The organism is Algoriphagus taiwanensis (assembly GCF_036245645.1).
GTDB lineage: Bacteria > Bacteroidota > Bacteroidia > Cytophagales > Cyclobacteriaceae > Algoriphagus > Algoriphagus taiwanensis.
Map to the genome: position 1 here is coordinate 1 of NZ_BTPE01000025.1, position 22,950 is coordinate 22,950.

At 36.3% G+C, this 22,950-nt stretch carries 22 protein-coding genes; all 22 read right to left on the reverse strand.

The annotated features are described in order from the left end of the window. Nucleotides 1–169 precede the first annotated feature (169 nt). On the reverse strand, nucleotides 170–415 hold the full coding sequence (locus tag AAA938_RS19920) for a hypothetical protein (protein WP_338230649.1): 246 nt from the start codon (nucleotides 413–415) through the stop codon (nucleotides 170–172). A gap of 410 nt (nucleotides 416–825) precedes the next feature. After that, nucleotides 826–2,046 (reverse strand): hypothetical protein, encoded by a 1,221-nt coding sequence (locus AAA938_RS19925; RefSeq protein WP_338230651.1) that lies wholly within the window; start codon nucleotides 2,044–2,046, stop codon nucleotides 826–828. Between the two features lie 188 nt (nucleotides 2,047–2,234). Further along, complete coding sequence (locus AAA938_RS19930; protein WP_338230652.1) at nucleotides 2,235–3,329, reverse strand: glycosyltransferase family 4 protein; 1,095 nt, start codon at nucleotides 3,327–3,329, stop codon at nucleotides 2,235–2,237. Next, nucleotides 3,326–4,387, reverse strand: a complete 1,062-nt coding sequence (locus tag AAA938_RS19935) for a glycosyltransferase (protein ID WP_338230654.1) — start codon at nucleotides 4,385–4,387, stop codon at nucleotides 3,326–3,328. The genes AAA938_RS19930 and AAA938_RS19935 overlap by 4 nt, the downstream gene beginning before the upstream one ends. After that, the gene (locus AAA938_RS20330; protein ID WP_420915757.1) at nucleotides 4,384–5,730 is read right to left on the reverse strand and encodes a glucosamine inositolphosphorylceramide transferase family protein; all 1,347 of its coding nucleotides are present in this window, start codon (nucleotides 5,728–5,730) and stop codon (nucleotides 4,384–4,386) included. Before AAA938_RS20330 ends, AAA938_RS19935 begins: the two co-directional genes overlap by 4 nt. 266 nt (nucleotides 5,731–5,996) lie before the next feature. Further along, nucleotides 5,997–7,358, reverse strand: a complete 1,362-nt coding sequence (locus tag AAA938_RS19945; protein ID WP_338230658.1) for a glycosyltransferase — start codon at nucleotides 7,356–7,358, stop codon at nucleotides 5,997–5,999. Then, a complete protein-coding gene (locus AAA938_RS19950; protein ID WP_338230659.1) occupies nucleotides 7,355–8,071 on the reverse strand; it encodes an FkbM family methyltransferase in 717 nt (238 codons plus the stop codon). The genes AAA938_RS19945 and AAA938_RS19950 overlap by 4 nt, the downstream gene beginning before the upstream one ends. A gap of 63 nt (nucleotides 8,072–8,134) precedes the next feature. After that, nucleotides 8,135–9,022, reverse strand: a complete 888-nt coding sequence (locus AAA938_RS19955) for a glycosyltransferase family protein (protein WP_338230661.1) — start codon at nucleotides 9,020–9,022, stop codon at nucleotides 8,135–8,137. Continuing rightward, nucleotides 9,019–9,900: a glycosyltransferase gene (locus AAA938_RS19960; protein WP_338230663.1), complete on the reverse strand. Its 882-nt coding sequence runs from the start codon at nucleotides 9,898–9,900 to the stop codon at nucleotides 9,019–9,021. The genes AAA938_RS19955 and AAA938_RS19960 overlap by 4 nt, the downstream gene beginning before the upstream one ends. Next, on the reverse strand, nucleotides 9,897–10,775 hold the full coding sequence (locus AAA938_RS19965) for a glycosyltransferase family A protein (protein WP_338230664.1): 879 nt from the start codon (nucleotides 10,773–10,775) through the stop codon (nucleotides 9,897–9,899). The genes AAA938_RS19960 and AAA938_RS19965 overlap by 4 nt, the downstream gene beginning before the upstream one ends. Continuing rightward, nucleotides 10,735–11,691, reverse strand: a complete 957-nt coding sequence (locus tag AAA938_RS19970; RefSeq protein WP_338230666.1) for a glycosyltransferase family 2 protein — start codon at nucleotides 11,689–11,691, stop codon at nucleotides 10,735–10,737. The genes AAA938_RS19965 and AAA938_RS19970 overlap by 41 nt, the downstream gene beginning before the upstream one ends. Then, complete coding sequence (locus AAA938_RS19975; RefSeq protein WP_338230667.1) at nucleotides 11,692–12,714, reverse strand: hypothetical protein; 1,023 nt, start codon at nucleotides 12,712–12,714, stop codon at nucleotides 11,692–11,694. Between the two features lie 8 nt (nucleotides 12,715–12,722). Beyond that, entirely contained in the window at nucleotides 12,723–13,655 is a 933-nt protein-coding gene (locus AAA938_RS19980) for a glycosyltransferase family 2 protein (RefSeq protein WP_338230669.1), read from the reverse strand. Further along, a complete protein-coding gene (locus AAA938_RS19985) occupies nucleotides 13,648–14,910 on the reverse strand; it encodes an ABC transporter ATP-binding protein (RefSeq protein WP_338230671.1) in 1,263 nt (420 codons plus the stop codon). Before AAA938_RS19985 ends, AAA938_RS19980 begins: the two co-directional genes overlap by 8 nt. A 1-nt stretch (nucleotide 14,911) precedes the next feature. Further along, a complete protein-coding gene (locus AAA938_RS19990; protein ID WP_338230674.1) occupies nucleotides 14,912–15,709 on the reverse strand; it encodes a glycosyltransferase family 2 protein in 798 nt (265 codons plus the stop codon). After that, nucleotides 15,706–16,593: a glycosyltransferase gene (locus AAA938_RS19995; protein ID WP_338230676.1), complete on the reverse strand. Its 888-nt coding sequence runs from the start codon at nucleotides 16,591–16,593 to the stop codon at nucleotides 15,706–15,708. The genes AAA938_RS19990 and AAA938_RS19995 overlap by 4 nt, the downstream gene beginning before the upstream one ends. A 2-nt stretch (nucleotides 16,594–16,595) precedes the next feature. After that, nucleotides 16,596–17,456: a glycosyltransferase family 2 protein gene (locus AAA938_RS20000; protein ID WP_338230678.1), complete on the reverse strand. Its 861-nt coding sequence runs from the start codon at nucleotides 17,454–17,456 to the stop codon at nucleotides 16,596–16,598. A 7-nt stretch (nucleotides 17,457–17,463) separates the two neighbouring features. Next, nucleotides 17,464–18,582, reverse strand: a complete 1,119-nt coding sequence (locus AAA938_RS20005; RefSeq protein ID WP_338230680.1) for a TDP-N-acetylfucosamine:lipid II N-acetylfucosaminyltransferase family protein — start codon at nucleotides 18,580–18,582, stop codon at nucleotides 17,464–17,466. Nucleotides 18,583–18,734: 152 nt separating this feature from the next. Continuing rightward, a complete protein-coding gene (locus AAA938_RS20010) occupies nucleotides 18,735–19,667 on the reverse strand; it encodes a hypothetical protein (RefSeq protein WP_338230682.1) in 933 nt (310 codons plus the stop codon). After that, nucleotides 19,667–21,175, reverse strand: coding sequence for an MBOAT family O-acyltransferase (locus AAA938_RS20015; RefSeq protein WP_338230684.1), 1,509 nt, complete (start codon nucleotides 21,173–21,175; stop codon nucleotides 19,667–19,669). The genes AAA938_RS20010 and AAA938_RS20015 overlap by 1 nt, the downstream gene beginning before the upstream one ends. Nucleotides 21,176–21,177: 2 nt before the next feature. Further along, nucleotides 21,178–21,789, reverse strand: coding sequence for an acetyltransferase (locus tag AAA938_RS20020; protein ID WP_338230685.1), 612 nt, complete (start codon nucleotides 21,787–21,789; stop codon nucleotides 21,178–21,180). Between the two features lie 121 nt (nucleotides 21,790–21,910). Beyond that, nucleotides 21,911–22,660, reverse strand: a complete 750-nt coding sequence (locus AAA938_RS20025) for a glycosyltransferase (protein WP_338230687.1) — start codon at nucleotides 22,658–22,660, stop codon at nucleotides 21,911–21,913. Between the last annotated feature and the right edge of the window lie 290 nt (nucleotides 22,661–22,950).

Genomic DNA, 22,950 nt, shown 5'->3' on the forward strand with positions numbered 1-22,950 from the left:
ACTGACCGGTATATTTCTTCCAAATCTCAACTTTTGAGTAATTCCCCGAAAGATACTCTTTGATCATTTCTTCCCGTTCAGCCCAACTCAGAGATCCTATTCCTCTTGTTTTTTGTTCTTTTTGTCGTTTCATAGTAGTTTACTTTGTGTAAACTCAATTCAGGACAAGTCATGGAAGTTTGGGTGTATGGGAGAATAGAAAATGTCCCTCGCAAAGACGGTAAGACGCAAAGAGACCTAAGTCCTGCTTCTGGAGAAGCAGGATAACAAGAAGGTGGATTACAAATCCATGGACAAGAGTTCGGGATTGCAAATCCCAAACAGCGAGTGATGACCCTGTAAGGGTCAAAATCTCAATAGCCATGGGTTTTAACCCATGGATATTTTGATAACGGGAATTAACAGCGCTGGCCATGGATCTCGATCTGGAAACCAAAAGTCTGGGCCAGCAAGAGGAAAGAAATCTCTCGCAAAGACGGTAAGACGCAAAGAGACCTAAGTCCTGCTTCTGGAGAAGCAGAACAGCGAGGAGGGCTTGCGCCAGTGCGGGCCTTAAACAAAAAATCCTGCTTCTGGAGAAGCAGGATAACAAGAAGGTGGATTACAAATCCCTGGAAAGAAGTTCGGGATTGCAAATCCCGAACAACCGTAAGCATTCAATAAAAAATCCTGCTTCTGGAGAAGCAGGATAACAAGTAGAGGGATTACAAATCCATGGAAAGAAGGTCGGGATTATAAATCCCGAACAGCGAGAATTGCTCCAGATTATCGGGACCCGAACAGCAGGTAGAGGCTAAACCTTCGAGGTCTGGAAGACCTCAAAGGTTAGGTGGTGGTGGCGTCGGCGAGTTCGCGGTTGCGGCGTTCTTCTTCGACGATGCGGTTGTAGATAGCTGCTCGCTTTCTGATGCGGTTGGTTTTTTCCCAGTCCATAAAGGCTACGATCACAAAAAGCATATAGTACATAATCTGTGACTTCTGACGGATGATAATTCCCAGATTGGACATCACAAAGGTCATGGAAACAGATATAGAAAAAAAGACAACTGCTGACATCTTAACCATCGCCGGGGCTACCCGGATATAATCAATAAAGCTCTTTTTCAGAATTCGGGAAAACATATAAATATAGAGGGCATTCTCCATGGACACCACTAATCCTAAGGAATTAGGAGAGTCTACAAACAAAGGCCGAAACCAAAAAGTAAATAATTTCATAGGGAGACTATAACTACCCATGTCGACTCCAGAACCAGAACTTTGTAATCTTTGAGCATTCAAAGCAGATTCCTCCTCAAAGCTTTCAACCACATTATTCGGGTCATAACCCAAATAAATCAACAACTTATCATAAACTAAAATGCTTATTACAATACCTGCTAATGCAGCCAGATATTTCTGGTAAGTAGGTACTTTCTCTCTGCCCAAGATAAATCCTACTCCCATCCCAATCAGCACTGCAAACAAGATATGAGGTCGAATCATGTAACACATAAATCCACCCAAAGCCATGAGGAAAATTCGCTTTCCCGGCCAAGAAAGGCCATAGGTCAAAAAGGCCAATCCGGCAAAAATATAAGCTCCCTTTCCCAAGGAAGCGGTCCAAAAGTGCATATTGGGCAAGAACATAAAAATGGTAATTGCGTCCCAACCCTCAAACTTGGGGTTGAAGCGCAAGTTCTCCTTCATAAAACAGTAGAAATACACAAATCCCCAAAAGCCCACCCAAGTGGATAAAAACATCATCATATCGTAGTTGAACCCCAACCATTTTGCAAAAGGGTAATTCACCCACTCAATAAACAGAGTTCCAGGTTCAAAGGCATCAAACCAATTTTTATAATGACGATAACTGGAAAAATATACCACTGAATCTGATCTATTAAACTGAGCATAGGTCCAATAAACCAAGCCAAAAAACATATGGTACCAGTACATCTGATTCAAAAGTCCGGCCTTTAGCCATTTATGTTCCTGCTGAAGGTTATTTAGGATGGGCTGAGAGACAAAGAAAAGGAAGATGACTAGGAATACTGCGCCGAGCAAAGCGATTCTGGGTTAGGATTTCTCAAATATAAAAATTGAAAGGTTATGAGTTAATGGTTATCAGTTAATCGTTGAGAGGTTTTGGGTTCTACGTTCTGAGTTTTTGGTTTTGGGGTGGGGAATTGGCGAGTTTGTGAATAAGAGGAAGGAAGTTAAGTGGGAGAAAAAGTCAATTAATGAATTTTGAATTAACTCTTAGCAAATAGGTCTTTGTAAAAATCTTCGAATTGTTGGGTGACTTGGGGTAGTGAAAAGTGGGTTAGGACCAGATTATGCGCTTGAATTAAAATTTGCTGTTTGGATGATTCTTCCATTTCGAGGACTTCCTGAATGGCTTGAACAAAGGTTTGGGAATCGTTTGGAAGAATGCACCAACCCGTTTCTCCATTTTTTAGAACTTCGGGTATCCCCCCGACTCCATAAGCTAATACCGGAACACGGCAATACATAGCTTCTAAAATTACGCCGGGTAGGCCTTCTATCTTAGAGGGTAAAACTAACGCTTTTGCTCGATGCAATACTGGAAATGGGTTGACTAAATTGGAAATCAAGAGGACCTTTTCCTGAAGTCCATGGGAATCAATTTTCTTTCTCAGGGACTCCTCCAAAATCCCTTTTCCCAAGAAAACCAAATGTAAATCTGAAAAGTGATTATGTTGTCCGATAAACCAATCCAAAAGAAATTCCGGGTCTTTTTCTTTAACCCAACCACCCATAAAAAGTAAAAATGAATTGGGTAATTCTACTTTCAATTCTTCCTTTGCCAGACTTTCTATATCTACACTATCAATTCCAATGGGAATGGTTTGGATCATTTTTGAATAGTCGTAAAAATCCATTAAATCCAAACGTGTGGCCTCAGCTACAGAAATCACCGCATCGGTCTGGTTAAGGAGAAACTTATAAAAGCTTTTGGTCCATCTGCTTTTGACAAAAGGGCTCATCATATTGGCATTTCGATAAACCAAGGAGAATCTACCAGCACTTAACCATTTGGCAGCCACGCCATACCTAAGTGTATCGGAAGCATTGGCTTGAACCAAATCAGGCTGGAAATCTTTTAGAATTTGGCTCAATTGCCAAAACCCTTTACAATCCAGCAATTGTTCTTCAGGTCTGATCAAATGAATTGTTCTTCCTGAAAATTTCAATCCTTCCCCACCTGACAAAAGGGTAATGACTAATACCTCATGCCCCATCCTTTTTAGGGATTCGGAAAGCTGAATTGCAAAAATCTCTGCTCCTCTTCTTTGGGCCCTAGTAAGCAATTGTACTATTTTCACAAGCTTCGGTATAGGTTTAAAAAATCCTGAGTCGCTCTTGATAAACTGAAATATACTTTGGCTTTTTCCTTCATTTGCGGGGCCTGCTGGTAATACGATTCGTAATTCCCTTGTACATTCAGCATGGCTTGAATAAATCCTTGGCTTTGGTTTGGAGTTATTCCGATAATGGATGGGAACTCCTGTTCCAATTCTGCTATCCCCCCTACTCGATAGGCAATCACCGGAATTCCCTGGCAAAGCGCTTCTGCAATTACCCCGGGCATTCCTTCAATCAAGCTGGGGAGGATAAGTACAGATTTTCTGGGCAGATTCTCCCAAGGGTGATTCAGGCTTCCTAAAAAATTGATCCTTTCCCCCAAGTCTTTGCTCTCCACCTCCTCAATTATTTTGCCTTTTAATGGGCCATCTCCGATAAGAAGAAAATTTCCATGTAGTCCCAACTTATTCCCTTCCTCAACTAGCTGGATCAGGCCCTGATGATTTTTCTCAGGGGTAAAACCTCCAATATGAACCCAAGTCAGCTCCTCGTTTTTATAATATTTTAATTCTGGAATTTTAACAGCAATAGGAATAACTGGGTGTGGAAGGTTCGGATCTGCATATTGATTTAAGTCAGTCTGGCTAAATTTTGAAACTGATACTAAAGCATCCATTTGCCTCAAAAAGAATACATTCAGTCTTTTCTGAAAATCACTTTTGAGATAATAGCCCATTACCCCTCCATTGTTAAATATCAGCTTTGATTTGAGGGAGAAAAACCTTGCCGTCAACGCTAAAAATTTCAGTGTATCTCCTCCATTGGCTTGAATAATATCCGGATTAAACTCTTGAACGAGATTAGAAAACCGATGCCAATTACGTGGGTTCCACACTCCATAAGAAGATCTAAGACCCAGGCTTTCCATTTCTCCGGAAAAAGGCAAACCAAATGAACCTTCATATATGCTCAGTAATTTGACCTTTATCCCGTTTCTCAAAAGCTCATCTCCCAATTGAGCTGCAAAAATCTCCTGTCCCCTAGCCTGTTGACAGTGGATCAAAAGTAGCACCTTCATTTTCTGGAGTAAAAATCCATAATCCAATGATCACCCACTTGATTTAAAGTATGAATTCCCAAGATACCTGAGGTTTCATCCGGTTCGACATGAAATGCTTCCTCCTCCAAATATTCATATAGATCCAATTTCTTAATCTCCATAACCCGGATACGATGCCCATATCTTCTTTCCGAATCCTGAGCAGGTCTAAAAAGTTTCCCATCTTTTTCAAACAATCTTCCTGCAGGTCTAGCCCCCCTCACATCCGATACAATAGGATTTTTAGGATGAGGAGTCCATTTGGCTTTTACCAATGAAGGAGAAAAGTATAAATTGAGCTCATCAAAAGGAGAACAAGCAGGATGACACTTTTGATTGACAAAAAGCCAATAGCCTTGTTCAGTTTTCCAAAGGGTAGGATCATAGGCTTCTTCAGGAAAGAGAATCTGAGTTTTATCCCAAGAAAACGGAAAGTTAGTGGACCTATAAACCATAATTTGACCGGCTTCCGCCGATTCAGGCAGGAGGTAATAGTTTCCATCTTCTTCCCATAGGAAGGGATACGACAAATGATAAGGTTTTTCTAAAATGACCTGATGATTTCCTTCTTCGTTAAGTAAAGCTATGTTTCCTTTCCCTTTCTTTTTATCAAAAAGTTCTGCAAAAAACATCAATTTGCCTTGATGGAAAAATGGAAAAGGATCCGCAAAATATGTTGTTGAAGGTTCTGAATTTGTGAAAAAATTAATCTCCTGCTTTGAAATCACCTGATTTGATAAAGGAAGGGTCGATACTAAACCAACCTCCCAATGGGCAGGATATTTTATTTCCAATAACTTCCTTTTCAGATTTCTAAGAAAAAGGTTTCCAAGACCCTTAGTCAACTCAAAGGATTTTGGATTTTTCCATAAAGGACTTGGAGGAGCAATTGACTTTTTTTCGATTCTTTCTTTCCATCGATCTGCGCCAATACGATCAATTTCCTTCAACACACGAAGAGGGAAAAAAGAAGACATCCAAAAAAGTTTATTTGCATTTCGCTGGACTGATAAAGGGTCAGTTTGGGTATGAGTTTGATACAACACTTTTCCCTGATCCAGATCTTCGTTCAACTGCATCAAAACACAACCGGTAGCCGGAATTTGTCTGATTACCTCCCAAAAAGCCGGAGGTCCTCCCCGATAAATCTGGGGATCTCCGTGATGAAAAGACCAAATACCCAAATGAGGTAAATTCAAAATGGGACCGGAAAGTATTCGAAAACCAAAACGAATCAGTATATCTGGTTTGAGGCGGGCAATTTGCTTCAAATCTGATTCTAAAAAATAATCCCTATACTTTTTTTGAATAGGGTTAATCATCAGAGTTGGCAGCTCTTTTGGAAGAATAGTGTAGATTGAACCGGACTCAAAAGCATCCCATTTGGATTTAAAAAGTATGCGATCCAGTTTTCGATATATGCGATAAAGTATAGAGGAAGAATTTCCTGAAACCTTTAAAGTTTGGTTAATAACTAAAAAACTGATCTCAGCCAAGCAGGATGAATTAAGCTGCCGAATCGTCTCCAACTGCCAGGCTTGGAGGCGGGTGGAATTAAGAAGAAGGCCTATTCGGAGCAAAGTCTATATCAGGAAAGGTTAGCATAAATGGATTTTAAAACTCCCTCGTATCCCTTAGCAATCTTTTCAATATCAAACCGCATTTCGGCTATACGCCTAGCTTCTTTTCCCTTAACCTCCATCTGGTTCCAATTTTCAATGGCCCAAAGCATTTTTTCAGTTAAGGATTGAACATTTTGAACAGGAAAAACCAAGGCAGATTTTTGGTCGGTAACTGCCTCTAGGTTCATGGGAATGTCAGAAGTGATAATCGGCATCCCTGCCATCATGGCTTCGACTAGGGCACCGGAGAAGCCTTCGTACCAGGAGGGGAAGAGGAAGCAGTGGAGTTTTATTAGTGAGTTGTGAGTAGTAAGTGGCCCTTCGACTCCACTCAGGGTGACAATCGGTTTTGGACAGTAGCCATTGACCAAAACCTCTATTGGGTTGGGGATTTTGCCGGGGAGGAAGACGGTGGCTTGGAGTTCTAATTCTTGGATTAAAGATTCGAGGTTATTTCGAAAAGGTCCTTCTCCGAAGATAGTCAGGGTACAGTCGGGATATTTTTTTAGGACTTGGGCAAAGGCTTGAATGGCATCTTGGAAGCCTTTGCGTTCCAAAAGGCGACCGTAAGAAATGAAGTTCCGAATCTGACCCGTCACTGCGCCTGCCCGCCGTGGCGGGAGACTGCTGTCTGATAATTCAGGTTTTATTTCGGAGTTCTCTGCAGACGAAGCAGTCTTATTTTTTTTTTCCTTTTCACTTCTTGAGATCGCCGCGCTCCCTTCGTCCGCTCGCGATGACGTTTCCCTCGCTCCCGATAGCCATCGGGAGACGTTTCCACCTGGAGGCTCCATGACAGGAACTGCCCTCCCTCGATACACCACCGAAATCTTTTCACGTTTGATTCCTAGAGTCTTCACATGGGAATCAGCCAAGGCTTGGGCATTGGCGAGCCAATGAATGGGTATTCCAGCAGTCCATCGATCGAGCCAATAAACAATTTTGTATTTCAGTCCTTTTTTATCAGTCCAAGCAATTGGTGCATAGCTGTCATTTACCAAAGTACCTACCAAAGGCACTCCAGTAATCTTTGAAGCGATTCGGGTGATGATATCCGCTCTCCAAAGGCTAGAAACCAGCAGGTCAGGCTTTTCCTTTCGTAACAGCTTGACCAGACGGACAATGGCCAAAGGAAAATGATAGGCTTCAGGGATATTCAAAAAAAAGAGCCGGATACCGGCTCGTTCGTAGGCTTCTTTGAGTTCGTGCTTGGGATAGAAGTACACAAACCCCACATCTATTTCTTCCGAAAAACGAGAAAGAATATCCAAGTGGCTTCGTTCAGCACCTGCATTAACAAGGGCGTCTTGGGTAAAAAGAATTTTCAAAACAATGATCTATGATAAAAAATAGAAAGGTCTTTAGTCTTAAACTTGATAAAGTCATACTGCATTAGTTTTGTATCTACCAGGCTGGAAACACCAGGGACTTTTCTATCGTGGGTTTCAATCATAATACATTTTACAAGCTTTATCCAATCATCAATTTCGCCTTCAAATATTTCTTTTTCTGCCCCTTCTATGTCAATTTTCAACAAGTCAATTCGATTAATTTCATAAACTTGAACCAAAGTTCGCATATCTATTGCCTCAATAGATATAGAGTTTTTTTCTTTATTTTTTACTGTTTCAAAGCTCCAGCTTTTGGATTTGGAATTTTTAATCCAAATTCGACCTGACTCACTCCAGAGAGCTTTTTTAAGCGTAAAAATATTCGGATATATTTGGCAATTCTCTTTAAGAACTTTAAAATTTTCCTCTTCTGGTTCCAATGCAATCACCTTAGCATCCTTAAACTTATGCGAGAACCAGATGGCTGAATAGCCTACATTGGCACCCACATCTATTATTACCTTAGGATTAAATTCATGCAGAAAAAACTGATAATTTTCTTCTAAAAAAATTTGATCAAATACTCTCAAATCTGTTTTTTGAAGCCGAATTGTTATTTTTCCAAATTCCTTCTTTATTTCAAAACTTTTTAAATAGACAAATACTAATCTTAAGCGAAAAGATAAAAACACCCTTATTTTTGAAATCATATCTTTAACTTAATTCTTCTGAAAAAACTATTTAAATGAATTGATTAATATTCTAGTCTGCTTCTAATTATTTTTTGGCATCAAAACTTTTCCCCTTCTCCCGATAGCTGCATGATACATGGCCAAAAATTTATATCTCAATCGGAGTATCTTTTGATCTTCCCACATTAGAATGGCATATGTAAACTTCAACTCCCTTAAAAGCCATGACCTTAAAATCCGGAAGTCCCTTCTTGAAATACCCATCCAAAGATGGTTTCTAGTATTGTAGTACTGCCTCCATGGTGGCGTTCCTCCTACTGAGCCCATTTTCTCATCTTCTATTTGACCATTTGGGAGGGTGAATATTTTGTATCCTTTTTTTGCTGCTTTCAAACAATAATCAAACTCGTAAGTACCCATAAAATAACCAGGATCACAGGTTCCTATATCTTCAATGAGCAAGCATGAAATCAAGCATCCATCAAAAGTCACTAAGTCTGTCTTAATTAATTCTTCAGATGGATCCACATAGCTAGGAACCCGAACGCCATTCCAATTGAGAAGAATTGCCTTGCCCGTTTGGTTAAGGTTTCCGATTTTAATCAAACCGATTTTTTCATAATTCGTATTTTCCAGAGCAGTCTTTATCGAAAAAAAAGAGCCTTCTACAGGCCTAGAGTCATCATTGAAAAGCCAAGCCCACTTCAACCCCATATCCACTATTGCTTTCATTCCCTTTGCAAATCCACCAGCAGAAGCAATATTCTCTAATTGATTTTTAATAACAAGCCTAGTAAATGAGATATCAATATGTTCAGGAATGAGTTGAATGGAGGGATCGTTGTTAACGATTACAATTTGAGACTCGGGTATATCTTGGCTAAGGATGGCAAAAATTGTCTTTTTTAATGCCTCTGGCCTTTTATAGGTGACAATCACAGCACCTACATCCTTTGGTATAAGATTCATAATTCCAGAGTCTTGCCCTTAATCCCTCGTGAATAATGATAAAACGCCAATACGATCATCCTTAAATTATTCCAGCCATACCCAAATCCGTAACGAAAACCATAAAGGGCTTTTCCAATCCATTTTAAAAGCAAATACTTTTTCATTGTATCCAAAGTTAAACCATCGGAAATGTAGAGTAGGTTTCTTAAGCTATAGTACTCCCTGACATTATTTTTTTTCTTCTTGTATAAAGGACGTTCATAATCCAATCGATTATGCATTTTTCTAAGCTCTAAAAATACCCCGCAATTTACCAATATGGTAAATCCCCTTCTTTTGGCCTTTAAGCAAAAATCCAATTCCTCAAATCCAAAAAACAAATCAGGATTTGGGAAAACGCATGCCTTAACGACATCACGATGTACCAACATACTCATTCCACCTGCGACGGTTTCAACTTCTAGACTTTTTTTCTTCTCGAGTAACCGGCTTTGGATTCTCTTGATTTTCCCTTTCTTATGATCAAAAAAATGTCCTACTGCTCCTAAGATCCCACAATAGGGATTTTCATTTCGGATAGATAATAACTTTTCAAAGGTATCCCTATGTTGAGGAGGGTCATTATCATCTCCCCAATAAATCCAGTCCATTCCTTCTTTCTCACAAAGTTCCAGTCCGGTTTTGGCAGCACCTGCAGGACCTGCGTTATAGCCCATGCGATAATATCGAATTCTTGGGTCCGAAAGACCCGCTATGGCATGGTCTGTTTTCATGTCATCAGAGTTATCGATGATCCAAATCAACTCTGGCGGATAGGATTGTAAAAAAAGCTGTTCTAAAGTTTTTAAAACTAAAGTTGGTCGATTGTATGTAATAACGAATCCTCCGAACCTCATGTTGATTTAGAACTAGAAGAATAAACTAACTTTGCTAAAGGAGGCACCCATGAAATAGTTAATCTTATCAATGTAAGGGGATGAAAACGATAGCCTAAGGCAGACTTAAAGTTCCTTCTAGAATCACGAAATTTTCGAAATCGCAGATAATTTACTCCCAAAATTTGATGGTAAAGAAACTTGATCCCATTGGATAAAAAATGTTCATGCTTCTTTAAAATTAGTTCAATAGATTCAGTCATATAAGCTAAATTTTTTCGCCCAGAATCGGTTTGAAGATGATAAAATGCTGACACAAAATCTACTTTATAAATTTTAGCTTTAGATTCTAAAATTCGAAAGTAAAACTCGGTATTTTCAGCAAATTTCAATTGGACATCGTACCCCCCCAACCGGTCGAACAGTCTCCGATTGACGCAAAATGAACCTGCTAAAAAAGTAGAGGTTTTAGAGATTTTGATTTCGGAATCTTTACTCTCTAAGCATTCTACTTTTGCACAAATTAATTCCGAATCTTGTTTTTGAATAATGGCTTCCTGAAAATTATAAAGGGAATTTGGAGAAAGTTCATCATCAGAATCTAAAAAAATAAGCCAATCTCCGCACGCTTTTATTGCACCTAAGTTTCGAGAAGCCCCAACTCCTCTATTAGATTGATACAGATATGAAACTCTTTTATCTTCAAGAAAAGAATTAGCAATTCTTACAGATTCATCAGTACTTCCATCATCAACCAAAATTAATTCCCATTTAGGATAATCCTGAGATATCACTGATTTAATTGTCCTTTCTAAGGTTCTTTCAGAATTGTAAAAAGGAATGATAATTGAAATACTAGGATTCAAATATTTTTTTATTTCTTGTGTATCCGTCAAGTGCAAATTGATAATTCTTTAAGAAAGACCAAAACTTTGCTCTCACAACAATATAATCCACTTTCCTTTGATATGTGTTTCGGGGGAGTAATGCTGTTTTAACAAGGCCTTTAATTAGAATAAAAAAAATTAACCATAAATCTTTCTTAAACTCCTTTTGAGTTTTAAAATTATCAATTCTATAGGAATTTAATATTGGAAAACTACTACTAATCCCAGCTTTTAATCTAAGGTAATAGTCAAAATCAATGCGCCCCTTATCGATATAATGATAGAACTTTAATGATTCCGAATAAATCAAATCATATCCCTCTAATTGAATTGCATGACAGAATTCAACATCACCTCCAGAGGAGAGTTCCTCTCCTTTCCTACAAGAAAGCAAAGATTCAAAACCCTTTTTCTCCAATTCCAAAAAAATTGATTTTCTGTAAAAACAACCTGCTCCATATAAATGGGCAAACCTTGGCAAAGGCTCAAGGTTTCTTCCTTGAGGCCCCAAAGCAAAGCTTTTTGAATAAATTTTAAACCACTGTGGTACCTCTTGCTTAGGTAAAATACCCTGCCCACCCAGAGCTCCTATTTTTTCGTTTGAAAGAAGAATTGAAATCCCCAGCTCTAAATAATCTTGAAAAAATTCATTGTCATCGTCACAATCTAAAATAAAATCATATTTGGCTAAGCTTATACCATACCAAAAAGCGAACATTTTACCTGGTTTAGGAAACTGTTCTATACGATAATCAATATTGGATTTTCTTAATTGGGAATTTGAAAAAGAAAAGGAGTTATCATTTGAATTATTATCAATAACAATCAACTCCCAAGGATACCTAGTTTTTTGATTAATAATTGCATTTAGAGTTCTAGGAAGTTTTTTCTCACCATTATAGGTGCAGAGAATTATACTAACCATTTATACCTGAAAAATCCTATCAAGGACTTTATTAATCCTTGATTTTAGTTTTTTGCCTACTTTTTGCCATGAGGATTTGGTATCAACTCGGAATTCTAAACTTGGAAGAATTTTCGAAAAAAAATCATATCCATTTTTCAAAAGAATTCCTTTATAATTTTCATACAAGACAGCCAAAACTTCATTTTCAATATCCTTGGAGTAATTTTCTTTAAGTCTTGCTGTATATGAAACATTCTCAGGCTTAAACCCACTAAAATGAAAAAATACTAAAGGAATATCCAAGCTATTGACTAAAAAACCGCTTTTGGCTTTTAGTAATTTCCGCTCGCTAAAATTCCACCAAGCCATATTCCAACCTGGATGCCTCACTACTTTAATTCTATCAAAAAACAAGGGAGCTAGATCCATCCATTTTTGGTCAACAAAAATCCCCCAACATTTATCAATTCGACAATGCTCTTTTAACCTTTCTTTCCACCAAGTTAAAAGCCGAAAAGAAACTTCTCCCCTCTTCAAACCAATAAAACCTAGATTAAACATCCCGTGTCTTAGGGAGGCCAATTCACCTGCACTGGGCTTATCGGAAGAATAAATTAAATTAGGTGTCAAAAGGATTTGAGCATCGCCCCACTCTAAATCCAAATCCTCTGTCGACTTATAAAAATATATATCTGGGTCCAAATAGTAGATTTTATTTATATCTGTATTATTTGCAAAAAGGTATTCAAAGAAAAATGGTTTTACGGCAGTATTAAATTCCACAATATCATACCTTCCCAACATTAAATCAAACTCCAAAAAACCTAAATCACTACAAGGTAAAAATTCAAATTCACTCCATACTGAATAATCAATTTGAGGATTTAATCGATCAACTAACCCAATAACAAATTTTACCTCGGTATCAAAAGACTTAATTGATTGTCCTAACGAAAGAGCAAAAGAAAGATAGTTATTCGAACACAGGGTAAAGAATAATGAATTATCACTTGGATTAAATTTGATATCTTTTGGTTTCATTTCTTCCATTATCTTGGAAATCGAATTCCATAAACTCTTTTATATTCATGACGAAAAATGAAAAATCTCAATGACTTGAAAAATGATATTACCGAGATATAGTTTATGCAATCCCAAATATTAGTTGGCAAATTGGAATGTGTAAATTTCCTATTAGTATCAAACAGATTTGAATAATTAAACCTTAAGAAAAGAATTATTTTTAACTGAAAATCAGAACATTCCTTGTAAAAAGTACGAATTGACATTTTAAAATCGTTTCTTTTCTTTTCCATTGACTGTGAAGAAAAAACTCCAACTTCATTTCTGTAAACAGCAAAATTTTGAGGAAACCTCTTTATCTTACCATATTTGGAAATTAATAAGTAAAGAAAATAATCTCCGATCTTTAACTTTTCGAAAAAACTTGGAATAGTAAACCTATAGTTCCTGAATACTACTGTTGGCGTGTGAATATAGTTGCCGAAAATTGCCAAATCTAAACGATTTGAAACTTCTGCATAAAAATTCCTCTCTGCAATAAAATCTTCTACTAAGTTTCCATTTTTTTCCAAAACTAAAGCAGGATGGTATGTAAGGGAAAAATCAGGATTAGATTTTAAGAAACTAATTTGACATTGCAACTTGGTTGGATCGATCCAAAAGTCATCACCTTCACAAATTGCAATAAATTCGCCTTTGCACTGATTCAAACTCCAAATCAGGTTTTTCATCATCCCTATGTTTTTATCATGTCTAGTGTAGCGGATACATTCTCCTCTTGGATTATCATTAATGAATCCAATTATAACCTCTTCCATACCGTCTGTTGAATTATCATCAGAAAGTATAATCTCCATTTCAAAATCGCCTTCTTGACAAAGAACTCCCTGAAGTGCTTCAACTATATACGGCCTATGGTTATAGGCAATCATAACTACAGAGACTAGGGAATTACTCATGAATTTTAAAATTCACTTTAGGATGAATGAAACCAGGAATTTTACCATACCAGTTAGTTTCTAAGCGCTTTTTCTCAATCAATTCAAATTGAAGAATATGTTCAAGTTCAAATAAAATTATTGAAGTATCCCTTACAAACATCATTGAAACTGAAAAAGCACCTTCATTTAGCAAATTTCCCGGAATGGTACATGTCGATTTATGGAAACCTGAATTCAACTTAGGTGGTGGTATTTGAGAAAAAACATTAAAAACACATTCACCAGTCATTGAATATAAATGCAAACTTAAATTGATACTTAAACCATCCTCCTCAAGCATAAAATCGGTGATGATTTCAATATCTTCATCCCTTCCAATTGGAACGCCCTCATTATAAGTATTTGAAATACTAATGGACTTAACTTTAATTGGATAGTTGCCAGGGGCATTGTTTTCATCCCATACTTTTTGGAGATTAGCTAAACCAGAGAAATTTTTCAAGTACCTCTGAACTACTGCTTGAGAATTTCCTTGAAATATATTTTTACCATCCTCAAGCAGAATTGATCTCGTACACAAGCTGGATACAGCTTCCAAATTATGACTGACAAATAATACCGTCCTCCCTGATCCTGATACAGATTTCATTTTTCCTAGGCATTTCTTCTGGAACTCATAATCTCCAACGGCTAAAACTTCATCAATAATCAATACCTCAGGGTCCAAGTGAGCAGCAACCGAAAAACCTAGGCGGACTTTCATCCCTGAGGAATAGAACTTAACTGGGGTATCGATAAACTTCTCCACTCCCGAGAAATCGATAATCTGTTCCAATTTAGAGTCAATTTCTTTTCTCGTCATACCAAGTATGGTTCCATTCATATAGATATTTTCACGGCCAGAAAGTTCTGGATGAAAACCAGTCCCAACCTCCAATAAGGAAGCCACTCTTCCATGAATTTCAATTTTGCCGGATGTGGGTTCAGTGATTTGAGAAAGGATTTTGAGCAAAGTGGATTTTCCAGCTCCATTTTTGCCAATAATACCAAGAACCTCCCCCTCTTTTACTTCAAAAGAAACATCCTTCAAGGCCCAAAAAACGGTTTCATCCACTAGTCCAAAACGATTGAGTTCTCGGAGTTTTTTGAGATTTTCCCAAGGAGATTTTATTAGATTAATAATTTGTCCAGTTAAAGTCTCCGCCTGCTTCTCTTTTAGGCCTAAGCGATACCTCTTGGAGAGGTTTTCAACTTTAATTACTAAATTGGCCATTTTATATTTTAAGGAAACCTATGAAATACTTTAACATTTTTTTCAATATCAATACTCGATTATAGAAACCAATAGATTGAAAAAAAACTTCCTGATATACAGATTTCCACATTTCCCATTTTGTTCTATTAGAAGCTATTTTACTTAGATTATTTCCGTGAATTAGGTAAGTTGCAACAGGCCTATGATCAGAGATTGGAGCAAGCTTTCCTTTTGAAGCCATTCTTATCCACAATTCTGAATCTTCGTGTGGCCAACACCTTTGATTAAAAAGCCCTACTTCTTCAAAAAAGGTTTTCCGAATAGTAACAGAGTTGGTATGAAAATATCCCCCTTTAAGTAAATAAGTCAAAAGTGAGACAGACTCAGGTTTTTTAGATATTCCAAATAGCTTTTTCTTACCAGAATTAATATCAATCAATTCAACATCGGCATAAGTTGCTTTTATATAAGGGTATTCCGAAAAAAAACACAGACTCTCCAAAAATCGATTATCATAATAAATATCATCAGCATCTAAAAATGAAATAAAAGGAAATGAAGCTTTTAAAATTCCAAGATTTCTTGATTCTGCAGCACCCCTATTTGTCCTGCCCAGATGTGTAAACACCTTTACCTTCTTAATTTTATTTTGGAGTTCCAAACATTTTTCATGACTACCATCATTACTGCCATCTTCAATTAATAGAACTTCTCCTACCTCAGGAAATATAACTGCGGAATCTACTGCCTGCTCAATAAAACTTTTAGCATTGTAAACAGGAATAATAACAGAAACTGAAGAAAAAAAACTAGTCATTTAATACGAAGGGCCTGTAAAGAATATCGAAAACAAAAAATAAAAAAGTAGAAAATTAGCCTCCAATCTCTTGTAAACCTAGTAACAGGAATCAAATATTTCCAAGCATAAGAAAATTTATAGGAAACATTCGAGCTAAACTTCATTAGTTGTCTTAAAAACAAGCGATAAGATTTAATTTCCAGGGGACAATCCAAGGATCCAAATCTTTTTCTTTCAAGAATAAAAGGTAATACAAGGCGGTTAGCAGCAATTGTATTTTCTAGCCAAACTTCATTAGGATATCCTTTTGAAAAATGTTCAATCAAAATCCCTGGTATAAAGTAATTTTGATAGCACTTTGAAACTTGATAACAAATTGAAGTATCATACCCATGAAACCCTTTTAAACTTTCATCAAAAGGAAATTCTTCCCAAACTGTCTTTTTCATAGCAAGAAACATCCCGTCCAAACCAAACACAGGACAAGGAACTTGGTCACCATAAATCATATGCTTCCCTTCTCCAATTACTCCATTTTTATCGTTTGAAAGGAAATTAGTATGCAAATAAGTTCTATTACCAACCCACCAATCAGAAGGAGAAATTGGCAAATAAGAACAGCCAGCAACACCTAAAACACCTGGATTAGATAAAGTTTCAAAATAGTTAATCAATAATTTACCCCAATTTTTCGAATGAAAAATTATATCCTCATGGACAAACAAAAGAATATTATTTTGAGCTTGTTTTGCTCCTAGATTATATCCCTTAAAAATAGAAAACTGATTTTGAAAATTATCTACTCTAATTAATTCAAAAGAAGACCCAATTGTGAGTTTAACAGATTTTTCAAATTCTGAAAATAAAGATCTTCTATTTGATAAGACGATGATTGAGATCAAATTTAATTTATCGTATATTCAGGACTCAATATTCGATCTGAAAAACTTTTATAAATTTTAAATAAATAGTAAAAAAAAATTGAATAAGTTAAAGTTAAATTATATTTTCTACAAATAGACCCTAAGACACCATGATAATACATCTTTTCTAAAAAACCGAATTGATTCTCCCTAATTAAATATTCTTTTACAGATTCACGAAATCGAATACTATTCACTAATCTCTCATTATTTAAAGATTTATTTCTAGAAATTGAAGAAGGAAGTTCATGGATAATAGATAAATAATCTGCGCAAAAAGAAACCTTTAAATTCAATTTAATTAATCTCAACATTAAGTCATATTCCTGAGAACTAGACAAATCTTCATTCCATCCACCTATTTGGTTTAATGAGGATTTACACCAAAGATTTGAGGAAGTAACACCAAGCCTAGTAACTAATAAACCAATAGAAGTATTGATCCAATAATGTCTTTTATAAATTTTCCCTCCTTTATTAAAGATAGAATTGCCGACTAAGAATGAACAATCACTTGAAAGTGACTTTATATTAATAGAAATCTTGTTTGGTAGTAATTCATCATCAGCATCCAAAAATTGAACCCATTCATTTTTGCAATGTTTTAGACCCAAATTTCGTGAAGCAGCAGCCCCTTTATTTTTTCTTTTCTCATGAGTTAAAACATTAATCAAAGCATATCTTGATTCCAATTCTTTTGCTAATTCAAAAGAACCATCAGAAGAACCATCATCTACTATAAAGATTTCATCAATTTCAGGTTGAATCAAAAGAGATTGAATCGCTTTTTTAAGAGTATTAACTGAATTATAAATCGGAACTATTGCAGAAACATTCATCATAAAAAGATCAAACAATTACTTTTTTAACAAATTGCATTGTTCTTTTTCTTTTATTCTCTTTAGACCAAATTTCTTCAAGACTCCTTCTAGTAAAAATCAATTCATCATTATTAATACTTAAATTAAAATTCAATTGATTAAATATTTTTATACCCCTATTTGAAAAAAAATCATATGTAATCGATGATTTATCCAAAACAACTGAAGAGCCTAAATAAAGCATAAGTAAAATATTACCCAAACCTATTTGTCTAACTGAACCAAAAACCGAAATATTGCATGATATCAATAAATTAACATATTCCTCATAAGGAAGAAACTCTCTTATAGGATAAAATTTATTACCAAAAATATCAAAACCTTTCTTCTCTACATAATCTCCATATTTAGAATTCCCATAACTTAATGGACATATTATTTTTTCAAAATTCAAATTTGAATTAATTATATCATCAAAAGAATCTAAGTGGTTATTTTCAACTGATGCACTGTGACTTATCAAAATATTATTTCCAGAAACAGTTTTATTTTCAAACCCTCGAATAATATCATCTTCTAAATTAAGGTAATTCCAAGATATATACTTAGTATCATTTATGTTAAATTCACTCTTTATAAAATCAAATTCAAGAGGAAGAACTGTTGAAAAAAAATCTATTCTTTGGATTGCTTTTATTGAAAAATGATTTAAATTTTTACTTTTAAAATTTTTACTTAGATCACTTGTGTTTTTTATAAGTTCTAAAGTTTTTTTTCTTAAAATTTGATCAGAATTAAAAAATAATGGATAGAGATCAAATCCCCAAGAAATCCAACAAACATTAACCCATGGGGGAATAAATTTAATAGCTTTTTTATGAGAATCTTTATAAAGACTATGAAATATTATACATTTAAAAAAAAACGAAAACAAGGGTAATATGTATGGAAATATTTTTGAATTAACGAAATATACATTAGTTTTTTTGATAAATTGCAATTTTTTTGATTTTTCTGGTAATAAATAAGTGTTTCCATTAGGATTTGCACCATTAAAATCCCTTGATGCCGAATCAATAAATTTCTCATCGGAAACTATATGTAAAATTCTTTTTTTAATATTCAATTTTTTTTCTATTACTTTCACGAACATTACTTAAACCTTAACATTCTCCATTATAACTTAACCTAATCAAAAAAGCAAAATTCTTAATTTTTCCTCTGAAATTATAATTTCTAAAAGCTCAGAAGTATAACCACATGAACTACCAAATATCATAGGAAATTCGATAATTTTATTTAAATCTTTGAAGAAATAAACTTGGCAAATAAAGGAGTGAACTCTGCCCTTCCCTTTGAATTAAGATGACCCAGATCATAAAATAATTCTGGATTAAGATCATCGAAATCATCAGGAAAGTAAATAGGTATTAACAGTTCATTTAGGCTTTCCTTAAGAAAGGAATTGTCACCATAAAATGTTGGTGCAACGAAAGCCACTAATTTAAGGTCTTTGTTTTTAGCTAAGCTAATTAGTTGATTGAGGTAATGCCAATCCTCCGGGGCTATTGTCTTTATAGAGTGTTTGATTTTTATATCTGCTGAGGAATCCAGCAATCTCTGAAAGCTTTGTCCTTTACCTCCGGCATAATTAGAATATTCATCTTTTTGAATTTTGGAATTATTCCATCTTCTAAGGACTTCTTTTGGAGAGAAGTATTTGTTGAAATAGAAATATCTCCATTCAGGGAGAAGATCCGTAATCTCATTATTATATGCCGGTATTTCTGTTTTCAGAGTGCTCTGAACTTGTGAATCATTCCAATATGGCAAAAATCGAAAGGCATGAAATTCATTACTAAATGACTCTTTGGAGTTGAGTGATGCATCATCAACCTGCAAAACTAAAAAGTCAATGGAATTAGATTTAAGAAAAAGAGATAGAATTAGGTAATTATCTTTAAACCCACTTCCATCCGAAGCAATATTAATTCCTTTCATTCCTGTCAAACTGTCTAGTAGATTCATATCAAAAGCTCCAAACGCTCGACTTGAACCTAATATAGCATAATCCCAATCTCCCCCCTCTTGAGCTAAAACCCATTGTTTTTTTTCACTTAGATCTAAAAATCTCTTTTGGGTAAAGAAATAATCACAAAATCGTCCATAACCAAAAACAAATCCTATCAATAGAACTGCGGATATTAGTCCTTTGATAAGAAACAGTTTCATTAAAACTGAAAGTAAATAAAGTCCTGCGGATTAAAAAAAGCTCCGAAAAACAGAATTGTCATAACAATTCCCACGTATCCAGCATATCGGACTAATGGGAATTTGAAAGCAAGAATTTGTTTTCCTCTAAATATCCATTCCAAAGTTAGCATTAGAAGAACTGCTGCTAATGGAAGCTGATATAGTGAAATTCTAAATCCCTCTTTTAATGGATTCGCCAAAAAAGAATTGAAATATCCTATAGCTTCTCCCATACTTTCAGACCTAAAAAATACCCATGCCAATGTTACCATCCCAAAGGTTACAAGAATCTGTATCACTTCCCAAAGGCTTGGTATCAAATGTCGTCCTTCATCTAGATAGGCCCTATTCTTCCCTAAAACAAAGAAAGGAATGAATAAGGCCGCATGAATTCCTCCCCATGCGATAAAGGTCCAGTTGGCCCCATGCCAGAAGCCGGAGACTAGGAAAACGATAAAGATATTTCGGATAGCTTTTGCCTTTGAAACCCTGCTTCCTCCTAGCGGGATATAGACATAATCCCGAAACCATGTGGATAGTGAAATATGCCATCTGCGCCAGAACTCGGCGATATCCCGACTGAAATAGGGAGTTCGGAAGTTGGTCATCAGATCAAATCCAAAGAGCTTGGCTGTACCAATGGCGATATCCGAATAGCCTGAGAAGTCCCCGTAGATCTGAAAAGAAAATAATACAGCTCCCATAATCAGTTCCAGACCAGAGGCAGTTTGGTAATTCTCGAAAATGGGATTGACTACCAAAGCACAGTTATCGGCGATCACCATCTTTTTGAACAGTCCCCATAAGATCAACTTCATCCCATCAGAACCTTGCTGATATTCAAATTCCCTCTTTTTGAAGAACTGAGGAAGAAAATTAGATGCCCTTTCGATAGGACCGGCTACCAGCTGAGGAAAGAATGCCACAAAAGCAAAGAAGGCAATTGGGTCCTTGGTTGCTTCCATTTTACCACGATAGACATCAATAGTGTAACTCATTGTTTGGAAGGTATAGAAGCTTATCCCTACCGGTAGTATGAGGTTCAGCGTACTTGCGTGGGCCTGGAAACCGAGCAGTTTTATAAAATCAGTGGCCGATTCGATAAAGAAGTTGAAATACTTGAAGAAGCCAAGGAGGCCGAGGTTGAAGAGGAGGCTAATAGCTAAATAGAATTTCGGACCTTTTAGCCAGTTTTTGTAAGTGGTAAGTGGTAAGTGGTGAGTAGTGGGTAGCTCCTCACCTCCATTTGAGATTGCTTCGTCGTTCCTCCTCGCAATGACTTGCCCCAAGCGAAGGCCACACCAATAATCCACTGCCGAGCTGGCAATAATCAGTCCTAAGAATCGCCAATCCCACCAGCCATAAAACACATAGCTTGCCAGCAAAATGAAGGCATTCTGAAGCTTAAGATTCTTCTGAAATACAAACCAATATCCCAAAAAGACTAAAGGAAGGAAAATCAGAAATTCGAAAGAATTGAAAAGCAAAGTTACAGTATTTTCCCAGGTACCCCGACAATAGTGACCTCACTTGGCACATCCTGAGTCACTACAGACCCCGCACCGACCACTACATGATCTCCGATTTTTACTTTGGGTAAGATCGTTGCATTTGCTCCAATGGAACAAAAGCTGCCTACCTGAACTTTCCCCAATAAAACAGCACCAGGGTTGACTTCGGTAAAATCACCGATTTGCACTTCATGATGAATCTGAGCACCTGTATTAATCAGACAGCCCTTCCCTATTTGAGTATTGGCACCGATAAAGCAGAGATTGAATATATCCGCTTCCTCTGCCCCCGAGGAGAAGTTACTAAATGCCACACCCTTACCCTTTACCGAAATAAGCTTTCCTCCCAGGGCGGTAAACCTCTTATAGAATTGATGCCTTACCTGAGGATTGCCTGTTCCGAGGATAAAGAAAGGGTCTTTTTCGAAGTGGGCTTTTACCTCCTCCTCACTATGGATAATTGGGTATCTGTCTTGAAATACTTGACCTGAGTTAATCTCATCAAAAAAGACCAGATTCTCTGTTTTTCCTTCAGAAATCAAAATATCCAAAAGTTCAAAAGCATGTCCGCCTGCGCCTGCTACTAGCATACCTTTTTCATGGGAATTATAAACACAAATTCAAAGGAATTGAAAGGCAAAGCCTGATATCAGAAGGTTGAACTATTCACTTTTATTGATTTCCTACAAAGAAAAACAGCTTCCTTTTCCTTCACTTTTTCAGTAGATATCTTACCAGGAGATTCAAATAGAACCAATTGAAATAGATCACTGAAGACAAATAAGTCAATTTAAAATGAGTGAGGAAGATTTTATTGACGATGAAAACTTTATTGTTTCGGAAGTACTCATCTCGCATCCTATCGGACATGCCATCTCCCAAGTATCTGGAAACTGTCACAGGGAAATAGTTAACCGAATCCAGGTATTTGAAAAACAGGTTAAGATTAAACACATAATCCGCTGCGATTTTAAATCTTAAGTCATAAAGTCCGATTTCCTCAAAAACGGAGCAATGGTAAAAAATCGCCTGATGGGAAATATTATACTTCATCAGTGTCAATAAGGAGAATTCACCTCCAAAAGTATCCTCCCGATGCATGAGATAAACATCACCATAGATCATTTTCAGATCCGGATCATCAAAAGGAAGCTGCGCTAAATTCTCTGCGAGCAGTTCATCCCCCGCACCCAAAAAAATCATCCATTTCCCATTTGCCTGTAAAATTCCTTTGTTCATGGCATCATACACCCCCGAATCGGATTGGGATGAGAAATAGAGGTTATCGTATTGAAATTGATCGATGATTTTTTCGGGATGATCTGATGAACAGTTATCTATCACCCAAACCTCAAAGGACAGGAATATCGGATTTGAAAAAACAGATTTTAATGTCTTTTCCAGAAGAACCCCTGAATTAAAGTTGGGGATAATGATGGAAAGAGAGATGGGTTTTGGCAAATCTGAGAGTTTATAATGATTGGTTTTTTGGGTTTCCCTCTTAGCCCTACCCCCTAGCCCCCTTTAAGGGGGAGAATCTGGGGGAGATTAAGGGGGGAAATGGGTTCTGAGTTCCCAGTGACTCGTCCTAAAAATAGTTTACAGGTTATTGTTTAAATCCTGATACTGATTGACTATTTCTGTTAGTCCTTTTATTGGTTTACAAGTGTACGGTTTTTGGGGTAATAGTTTTTCCACAATCGATCTGTTTTTTGATTGGTTTGATGGATTTCTTCAGGAGTTTTGTTTCC